Source organism: Ramlibacter sp. (assembly GCF_041916345.1).
Classification (GTDB): domain Bacteria; phylum Pseudomonadota; class Gammaproteobacteria; order Burkholderiales; family Burkholderiaceae_C; genus Ramlibacter.
Map to the genome: position 1 here is coordinate 22,400 of NZ_JAYRZR010000045.1, position 9,422 is coordinate 31,821.

Annotated in this window: 8 protein-coding genes; 7 read left to right on the forward strand and 1 reads right to left on the reverse strand. The window is 72.0% G+C overall.

The genetic code is table 11. The features are described 5' to 3' along the window. Positions 1 to 13 precede the first annotated feature (13 nt). The 7 genes from ybaL (at position 14) to ACE3T5_RS12945 (ending at position 7,811) form a co-directional block, all read left to right on the forward strand. Positions 14 to 1,699, forward strand: coding sequence for a YbaL family putative K(+) efflux transporter (gene ybaL / locus ACE3T5_RS12915; protein WP_374668244.1), 1,686 nt, complete (start codon positions 14 to 16; stop codon positions 1,697 to 1,699). A gap of 157 nt (positions 1,700 to 1,856) precedes the next feature. Then, positions 1,857 to 4,730, forward strand: coding sequence for a monovalent cation/H+ antiporter subunit A (locus ACE3T5_RS12920; protein ID WP_374668246.1), 2,874 nt, complete (start codon positions 1,857 to 1,859; stop codon positions 4,728 to 4,730). 8 nt (positions 4,731 to 4,738) lie between these two features. Further along, positions 4,739 to 5,089 carry a Na+/H+ antiporter subunit C gene (locus ACE3T5_RS12925; RefSeq protein WP_374668264.1) on the forward strand — a complete coding sequence of 117 codons (351 nt, stop codon included), beginning with the start codon at positions 4,739 to 4,741 and terminating at the stop codon, positions 5,087 to 5,089. Continuing rightward, complete coding sequence (locus tag ACE3T5_RS12930; protein WP_374668248.1) at positions 5,086 to 6,690, forward strand: monovalent cation/H+ antiporter subunit D; 1,605 nt, start codon at positions 5,086 to 5,088, stop codon at positions 6,688 to 6,690. The genes ACE3T5_RS12925 and ACE3T5_RS12930 overlap by 4 nt, the downstream gene beginning before the upstream one ends. Then, positions 6,687 to 7,193 carry a Na+/H+ antiporter subunit E gene (locus ACE3T5_RS12935; RefSeq protein ID WP_374668250.1) on the forward strand — a complete coding sequence of 169 codons (507 nt, stop codon included), beginning with the start codon at positions 6,687 to 6,689 and terminating at the stop codon, positions 7,191 to 7,193. Before ACE3T5_RS12930 ends, ACE3T5_RS12935 begins: the two co-directional genes overlap by 4 nt. Beyond that, positions 7,190 to 7,459, forward strand: a complete 270-nt coding sequence (locus tag ACE3T5_RS12940; RefSeq protein WP_374668253.1) for a K+/H+ antiporter subunit F — start codon at positions 7,190 to 7,192, stop codon at positions 7,457 to 7,459. Before ACE3T5_RS12935 ends, ACE3T5_RS12940 begins: the two co-directional genes overlap by 4 nt. A 10-nt stretch (positions 7,460 to 7,469) precedes the next feature. Then, a complete protein-coding gene (locus ACE3T5_RS12945; protein WP_374668255.1) occupies positions 7,470 to 7,811 on the forward strand; it encodes a Na+/H+ antiporter subunit G in 342 nt (113 codons plus the stop codon). A gap of 53 nt (positions 7,812 to 7,864) precedes the next feature. Here ACE3T5_RS12945 and ACE3T5_RS12950 read toward each other — a convergent pair. Continuing rightward, positions 7,865 to 9,422: TRAP transporter large permease subunit (locus ACE3T5_RS12950; protein WP_374668257.1), on the reverse strand; the 1,558-nt coding region annotated here is incomplete at its 5' end.

Genomic DNA, 9,422 nt, shown 5'->3' on the forward strand with positions numbered 1-9,422 from the left:
GATTCCAGGGACCATGGGTCACAACGTCGCGCTCATCAGCACCATCGCCGCCGGGCTGGGCCTGGCGCTGGTGCTCGGCTTCATCGCCGCGCGGCTGCGCCTGCCGGCGCTGGTGGGCTACCTGATGGCCGGCGTGGTGATCGGGCCCTACACCCCCGGCTTCGTGGCGGACACGCAGCTGGCGGCGCAGCTGGCCGAGATCGGCGTCATGCTGCTGATGTTCGGCGTCGGGCTGCACTTCTCGCTGGGCGACCTGCTCGCGGTGCGGCGCATCGCCGTGCCCGGCGCGGTGGTGCAGATGCTGGCGGCCACGGCGATGGGTGCCGGGGTGGCGCTGTGGTGGGGCTACTCGGCGGCGGCCGCGCTCGTGCTGGGCATCAGCCTGTCGGTGGCGAGCACGGTGGTGCTGCTGCGCGCGCTGGAAAGCCTGGGCCAGCTTGAAAGCTTCAACGGCCGCATTGCCGTGGGCTGGCTGGTGGTGGAAGACCTCGCCATGGTGCTGGTGCTGGTGCTGCTGCCGCCGCTGGCGGGGCTGCTGGCGGGCAACGGCCGCATCGAGGCCGGCGAGCTGTGCCTGAGCCTGGGGCGCACGCTGCTGCAGGTGGGCCTGTTCGTCGCGCTCATGCTGGTGGTGGGCCGGCGCCTGTTCCCCTGGCTGCTGTGGCAGGTGCAGCGGGTCGGCTCGCGCGAGCTGTTCACGCTGTGCGTGGTGGCGGCCGCGGTGAGCATCGCCTATGGCGCCACGCTGCTGTTCGGCGTGTCGTTCGCGCTCGGCGCCTTCTTCGCCGGCATGGTGCTGCGCGAGTCGCAGTTCAGCCATCGCGCCGCGGAAGAGACGCTGCCCCTGCGCGACGCCTTCGCGGTGCTGTTCTTCGTGTCGGTCGGCATGCTGTTCGACCCGCGCGTGATCGTCGACCATCCGCTGCGCGTGCTCGCGGTGGTGGGCATCATCGTGCTGGGCAAGTCGCTGGCGGCGGCGGCGCTCGTGCTGCTGCTGCGCTATCCGCTGCACACGGCGCTCACGGTCTCGGCCAGCCTGGCGCAGATCGGCGAGTTCTCCTTCATCCTCGTCGGCCTGGGCGGCTCCCTCGGCCTGCTGCCGCGGGACGCGCAGAGTCTGGTGGTGGCCGGCGCGCTGATCTCCATCGCGCTCAACCCGCTGGTGTTCCGCGCCATCGAGCCGTTGCAGCGCTGGCTGCTGGCGCGCTCGCAGTTCGCGCGTGACCTGGCGGCGCGCGACGACCCGCTGGCCGAGCTGCCCATGTCCACCGATCCGAAGTACCTGGCGCGCCAGGTGGTGCTGGTGGGCTACGGGCGGGTCGGCCGGCGCGTGGCGGCCTCGCTGCAGGCGGCCGGCATCCCGTTCGTGGTGGCGGAGCAGAACCGTGCCGTGGTGGAGGAGCTGCGCGCCGCCGGCACGCCCGCCGTCTCGGGCGACGCGGCCCTGCCCGAGGTGCTGGTGCAGGCCCACGTGGCCCGCGCGCGCATGCTGGTCATTGCCACGCCCGACACGCTGGGTGTGCGCCAGATGGCGGCCCATGCGCGCCTGCTCAATCCCGAGATCGAGATCGTCGTGCGCTCGCACAACGACGAGGAGGCCCTGCGCCTGGCGGCCGAGATCGCGGGCCGCGTCTTCGTGGGCGAGCACGAACTGGCCACCGCGATGACGCGCCACGTGCTGGAGCGCTGCCGGGGCTGATCCGGGCCCGTGCCGGGGAAATCGGGCGCTGCTACACTCCGCGCCGGGTGTGTGGCCGCCCGTCGGGATCCGGCCACACAGGTTGACGCGATGGTCGGGCCGCCTCGCGGACGAGGCGCCTTCGGGGCGCCTCTGGTTGCCATCGCCGCACAACCCGATGCCCTACCTGCCCCTGCTGGCCATCCTGCTGCCTCTTGTTCCTGGCGTCACGCTCGCGTGGCTCGCCGGTCGCCGTCGCGTCGCGAACGGCGGGCCGGTCGCGGCCTGGGTGGCCGGTGCCGTCACCGTGGCGAGTCTGGCCTGCGTGCTGGCGGCCGCCCCCGCCGTCATGGCCGGACAGACGCTCCTGTTCCGCTGGGACTGGCTGCCCGAGGCCGGCCTGAACCTGAGCCTGCGGGTGGACGGCCTCGCGCTGCTGTTCGCGCTGCTGATCACCGGCATCGGCGCGCTGATCGTGCTCTATGCCGCGTGGTACCTGGGCCCGGACGATCCGCCCGGCAAGCTCTATGCCCAGCTCATGCTGTTCATGGCCGCGATGCTGGGCGTGGTGCACTCGGACAACCTGCTGCTGCTGGTGGTGTTCTGGGAGCTGACCAGCGTGTCCTCGTTCCTGCTGGTCGGCTACTGGGGCCATCGGGCCGACGCGCGGGCCGGTGCGCGCATGGCGCTGGCGGTGACCGGCGGGGGCGGCCTCGCCATGCTGGCCGGCATCGTGCTGCTGGGCCAGATCGGCGGCAGCTACGAGCTGTCCGAGCTGCTGTCCCGGGGGGACGTGATCCGCGCGCATCCGCTGTACCCGGTGGTGCTGGGGCTGGTGCTGGTCGGCTGCTTCACCAAGAGCGCGCAGGTGCCATTCCACTTCTGGCTGCCCGAGGCCATGGCCGCGCCCACGCCGGTGTCGGCGTACCTGCACTCGGCGACCATGGTGAAGGCGGGCGTGTTCCTGCTGGCCCGCCTGTACCCCGTGCTGGGCGGCACCGACGCCTTCCAGTTCTGGGTCTCGGGCGCGGGCCTGGCCACGCTCACCTTCGCGGCCTACGTCGCCGTGTTCAAGCACGACCTGAAGGGGCTGCTGGCCTATTCCACCGTCAGCCACCTGGGGCTGATCGTGTTCCTGCTCGGGCTCAATTCCCCCCTGGCCAAGGTGGCGGCGGTGTTCCACGTGCTCAACCACGCCACCTTCAAGGCTTCGCTGTTCATGACCGCGGGCATCATCGACCACGAGACCGGCACGCGCGACATGCGCAAGCTGGCCGGCCTGATGCGCTTCATGCCCTGGACGGCCACGCTGGCCATGGTCTCGGCCGCCGCCATGGCGGGCGTGCCGCTGGCCAACGGTTTCCTGTCGAAGGAGATGTTCTTCGACGAGGCGGTGCGCGCGGCGGCGGGCACCTGGGGCTGGCTGGTGCCGGTGGCGGCCACCTTCGCCGGCATCTGTTCGGTGGCGTACTCGCTGCGCTTCATCCACGACGTGTTCTTCAACGGCGAGCCGCGCGAGCTGCCGAACCCGCATCCGCACGAGCCGCCGCTCCTGATGAAGCTGCCGGTGGCGCTGCTGGCCGTGCTGTGCCTCGTCGTGGGCGTGCTGCCCGCGGTCACGCTCGGGCCGCTGGTGCACGTGGCGGCCACGGCGGTGCTGAACGCGCCGCCGCCCACCTACCACCTGGCCCTGTGGCACGGCTTCAACCTGCCGCTGGCGATGAGCGCGGTGGCGCTGGCCGGTGGGGTCGCGCTGTACGTGGCGCTGCAACGGCGCTTCGATCTGCACCTGCATCATCCGCGCGGGCTCACGGGCCGGCTGCTGTTCACGCGCGCGCTGGATGGGCTGTTCACCGCCGCGGCGGCCTTCACGGCCCGGGTGGAGACGGGTTCGCTGCAGCGCTACATGGCCTGGCTGGTGGGCGCCGCCGTCGTCGTCGCCGCCTGGGCGGTCGCGACCGCGCCGGTGCCGGTGACGACCGGCGCGCGCGAGTTGCTGCCCGCGAATGCGCTCGCGCTGGTGCTGTGGGGCATCGTGCTCGCGACGGGGGCCGCGCTGGTCGTGGGGCATCACCAGCGTTTCCAGGCCGTGGTACTCACTGGCGCGGTGGGTCTGGTGACGGCGCTCACCTTCGAGGGCTTCTCCGCGCCCGACCTCGCGCTCACCCAGTTCGCGGTGGAGGTCGTCTCCGCCGCGCTGCTGCTGATGGGCCTGGCGCTGCTGCCGCGCACCACGCCGCGCGAGTTCGGCCCGCGCCGGCGCGCGCGCGACGCGGTGCTGGCGCTGGCCGCGGGCGGCGGCCTGGGCTGGCTCACCTGGCTGGCGCTCACGCGCGACCCGCAGTCCATCAGCTGGTACTTCCTGGCGGAGTCGGTGCCGCGCGGCGGCGGCGCGAATGCGGTGAACGTGATCCTGGTGGACTTCCGCGGCTTCGACACCTTCGGCGAGATCACGGTGCTGGGCATCGCCGCGGTGGGCGTGCTGGCCCTGCTGGACGGCTGGCGCACGCGCCGTCCGGCGACGGACGAGGCGCTGGGCGTGCCCTGGTCCTTCGCCCGGCCGCCGCTGCTGCTGCGGGTGGGCGCCGGCTTCATCCTGCCGCTGGCGCTGGCCGCCTCGGCCTTCATCTTCTGGCGCGGGCACAACCTGCCGGGCGGCGGCTTCATCGCCGGCCTGGTCACCGCGGCGGGGCTGGTGCTGCAGACCATGGCCCAGGGCCAGGACCGCATGGAGGCGCTGCTGGGCGGCGCCGCGGCGCGGCGCTACACGCGCTGCATCGCGCTCGGCCTGGGCATCGCGGCGCTCACCGGCGCGGGCGCGTTCCTGTTCGGCCGGCCCTTCCTCACCAGCGCGCATGCGCATCCGGTGCTGCCCCTGCTGGGTGACGCCGGTCTGGCGACGGCGGCGCTGTTCGACCTGGGGGTCTACCTCACGGTGGTCGGCGCGACGATGCTGCTGTTCGCCACACTGGGCGCGGCGAGCAAGGAACGTCACACGACCCCGGCCGCGCCAGCGGCCCCAGCCCTGCCCGCGAAGGGAGGCGCGGCATGACCCTGAGCCTGGAATTCCTGGTCGCCTCCGGCGTGGGCTGGACCACCGCCTGCGCGGTCTACCTCATGCTGCGTGGCCGCACCTTCCCGGTGGTGCTGGGCCTCACGCTGCTGGGCTACGCGGTGAACATCTTCATCTTCGCCATGGGTCGGCTGTGGGTGGGCATGCCGCCGATCCTGGGACAGGGCCCCGCGGCCGACCCGCTGCCGCAGGCGCTGGTGCTCACCGCCATCGTCATCGGCTTCGCGACCACCGGTCTGGTGATCGAGCTGGCCCTGCGCAGCCGCGCCGAGACCGGCACCGACCACGTGGATGGCGAGGCGCCCGAGACAGCCGGCAGGCAGGGGGACGCATCGTGAGCGCCGCCACCGGCTGGATGCAGCACCTGGCCGTGCTGCCGGTGCTGCTGCCGCTCGTGACGGCGGCGCTGCTGCTGGCACTGGGGGATGGGGCGGGCGCCCACGGCCATGCGGCCCTGGCGCGGGCGCGGCGCGTGTCGGTGGTGTCGGTCGCGCTGGGGCTGGCGGTGGCCGTGCTGCTGGTGCTGGAGGCCGACGCGCGCGACTGGCTGGTCTACCGCCTGGGCGACTGGCCGGCGCCGTTCGGCATCGTGATCGTGGTGGACCGCCTCTCGGCGATCATGGTGCTGCTCACGCAGGTGATCGCCACGGCGGTGGTGATCTACGCCAGCGGCGGCTGGGACGCGCATGGCCGGCACTTCCACGCGCTGCTGCAGTTCCAGCTCATGGGCCTGAACGGCGCCTTCGTCACCGGCGACCTGTTCAACCTCTTCGTGTTCTTCGAGGTGCTGCTGATCGCCTCCTACGTGCTGCTGGTGCACGGGCAGGGCCGTGAACGCTTCCGCTTCGGCGTGCCCTACGTGGTGCTGAACCTCGCGGCCTCGGGCCTGTTCCTGATCGGCGTGGCCCTGTTGTACGCGGCGGCAGGCACGCTGAACCTGGCGGATCTCGCGCAGCGGGTCGGCCAGGTGCCGGCGGCGGATGCCGTGCTGCTGCGCGCGGGCGGCATGCTGCTGCTGGTGGTCTTCGGCTTCAAGGCGGCGCTGCTGCCGCTGCACCTGTGGCTGCCCGCGACCTATGCCGCCGCGAGCGCGCCGGTCGCGGCGCTGTTCGCGCTCATGACCAAGGTGGGCGTCTACGCCATCCTGCGCGTGCATGGCGTCGTGTTCGGCGAGGGCGCGGGTGGCGCCGCCGGACTCGCGGCGCAGTGGCTGTTGCCGCTGGCGCTGGCGACCAGCCTGGCTGCGGTGCTGGGCGCGCTGGCGGCGCGCACGCTGCCGCGGCTGGTGGGCTGGCTCACGGTGGCCTCCGTCGGCACGGCGCTGGCGGCGGTGGGGCTGTTCACGCCGGCCGGCTGGGCGGCCGCCATCTACTACCTGGTGCAGAGCTCGCTGGTGGTGGCGGCGCTGTTCCTGCTGGCGGAGCTGGTGGCGGCCCAGCGTGGCGAAGCGGCCGACCGGCTGGAGCCCGCAGGCCCGGTGGCGCAGCCGGCGCTGCTGGGCACGCTGATGCTGTTGCTGGCGGCCTCGGCCATCGGCCTGCCGCCGCTGCCCGGCTTCATCGGCAAGCTGATGATCCTGCAGGCGGCGCAGGGCCCGATGCAGCCGTGGCTGTGGACGGCGGTGCTGCTGACCGGCTTCCTCTCGCTGCTGGGCCTGGCGCGCGCCGGCAGCCTGCTGTTCTGGTCGGTGGATCCGGCGCGCGGGGGCGGCTCCGCGGGTGCCCCAGGCCCGCTGCTGGGCGCCACGCTGGCGCTAGTGGCCGCCCTGCTGGCCATGACCGCCGCGGCCGCGCCGCTGCAGCGCTACGCGGCCGCGGCGGCAGCGCAGCTGGCCGACCGCGCCGGCACGGCGCGCGCGGTGCTGGGTGACGGGCCGGGTGCCGCGCCGGACGCGGTGCGACCCTACCGCCCGCAGGACGCACAGGAGGGCCGTCGATGAACACGATTCCCGATTCGCGCCGCCGCTGGCTGGCGCATCCCTGGCTGTCGCTGGTGATCGGTCTCTGCTGGCTGCTGCTGCAGGGGTCGATCACGGTCGCGAACATGCTGTGGGCCGCCGTGCTCGGCATCGGCCTGCCGTGGCTCGTGCACGGCTTCCTGGGGCCGGGCGCACGGGTGCGCCGGCCCGCCGCGGCCGTGCGGCTGGCGCTCGTGGTGCTGTTGGACATCGTGCGGGCCAACGTCGCCGTGGCCGCCCTGGTGCTGGACCCCCGCCGCGCCCCGCGCCCGGCCTGGGTGGAGGTAGCCCACGGCCTGCAGGCACCGCAGGCCGTGGCACTGCTGGCGACCATCATCACCACCACGCCGGGCACCGTGTCCTGCGTCGTCGACGAGGAACGCGGCGTGATCCTCGTGCATGCGCTGGATGCGCCCGACCCGCAGGCCGTGATCGACGAGATCCTGCTGCGCTACGCCCAGCCCCTGAAGGAGATCCTGGAATGATCCCTGCCGCCCTTGCCTTTGCCTGTGGCGCCATCGCTCTGGCGATGGCCCTCACGGCCTGGCGCCTGCTGCGCGGACCCGAGCCCACCGACCGCGTGCTGGCACTGGACACGCTCTACGTGAACACCGTGGGACTGGTGATCGTGCTCGGCCTGTGGCACGGCAGCACCCTGCTGTTCGAGGCCGCGCTGCTGATCGCGATGCTCGGCTTCGTGGCGACCGTGGCCCTGGCACGCTACATCAGCCGCGGCGACGTGGCCGAATAGGGGAGCGACGATGAACCCGGAGACCTTGCATCCCCTGGCCCAGGCCATCGTTGCGGCGCTGCTCGTGCTGGGCGGCCTGTTCTGCCTGGTCGGCGCCATCGGCCTGGTGCGCCTGCCCGATTTCTACACGCGCCTGCACGCGCCCACGAAGGCCAGCACGCTGGGCGTGGGCGGCCTGCTGCTGGCCAGCCTGGTATGGCAGGCCGCGGCGGGCACCGGCTTTCCGCGTGAGCTGCTGATCACGCTCTTCCTGTTCGTGACGGCACCGATCTCGGCCAACCTGATGGCCATGGCGGCGCTGCATCGACGGGCTCGCTCCATCGCGCCGGAGCCGCCGCTGGACCGGCGCTGATCACTCGTCCGCCGGGGGAAGGAGCGGCCCGCGGGTGACGCGGGCCGTGCCGGCTACTTCTTGTTGAACAGCTCGTCGATCTTCTTCTGCTCTTCGTCGGCGGCCTTGTCCGCGGCCTTGTCCGCCTCGGCGCTGCCCGGCTGCGGCTCGGCGCCCGGCAGCTGGCCCGGCTTCAGCTCTTCGCCCGCCGGTGCGACGGGGGTCTCGACCGGCATCTCGATCTTCACCTTGTCGAGGTCGTACTTCACTTCCTTCTCGCGCGACACGATGTCGGGGAAGGCGATGATGAGGCCGACCATGAGGATCTGGATCACGACGAAGGGGACGGCGCCCCAGTAGATCTGGCCGGTGGTGACGGGGGCGATCTCCTGCTTCGTGACGCGGTCCGTGTAGGCTTTGTTCGGCGCCACGCTGCGCAGGTAGAACAGGGCGAAGCCGAACGGCGGGTGCATGAACGAGGTCTGCATGTTCACCGCCAGCAGCACGCCGAACCACACCAGGTCGATGCCCAGCTTGTCGGCCACCGGCGCCAGCATGGGCACCACGATGAAGGACAGCTCGAAGAAGTCGAGGAAGAAGGCCAGCAGGAAGATCAGGATGTTCACCACGATCAGGAAGCCGAGCTGGCCGCCGGGCAGGCTGGTCAGCAGGTGCTCCACCCACTTGGGGCCGTCCACGCCCTGGAAGGTGAGGCCGAACATCGTGGCGCCGATCAGGATGAACAGCACGAAGCACGACAGCTTGGTGGTGGTGTTCAGCGCCTGGGTGAGCAGCGCGAACGACAGGCGCTTGCGGGCCATGGCCATCGCGAAGGCGCCCAGCGCGCCCATGGCGCCGCCCTCGGTGGGGGTGGCGATGCCCAGGAAGATGGTGCCCAGCACCAGGAAGATCAGGAACAGCGGCGGGATCAGCACGAAGGTCACGCGCTCGGCGATGCGCGACAGCAGGCCCAGCTTGAGCGCCTTGTTGATCACGGCGATGACGAAGGCCAGGCCCACTCCCACCACCATGGAGACGACGATGGTCTCGTCCAGCGCCACCTTGGTCACCTCGGTGCCCTTCCACCAGCTCTGGATGGCGGCGTAGTTCTCGGCGAAGAAGACCGCCGCGATGGTGGAGATGATGGACAGGATCAGCAGCGAGGGCGTGCCGCTGTTGCCATTGGCCTCGCGATACACGCGCGCCTCCAGCGGCAGGGCCGGGCAGGAGGCCGGCTTGATGACGGCCATGACGACCACGTAGCCGACGTACAGGCCGGTCAGGATGAAGCCGGGGATGAACGCGCCCTTGTACATGTCGCCCACGCTGCGGCCCAGCTGGTCGGCCAGCACGATCAGCACCAGCGAGGGCGGGATGATCTGCGCGAGCGTGCCGGAGGCGGCGATCACGCCGCTGGCGATGCGCCGGTCATAGCCGTAGCGCAACATGATGGGCAGCGAGATCAGGCCCATGGAGATGACCGAGGCCGCCACCACACCGGTGGTGGCCGCCAGCAGCGCGCCCACCAGGATCACCGCGATGGCCAGGCCGCCGCGCATGGGGCCGAACAGCTGGCCGATGGTGTCCAGCAGGTCCTCGGCCATGCCGCTGCGCTCGAGGATCAGGCCCATG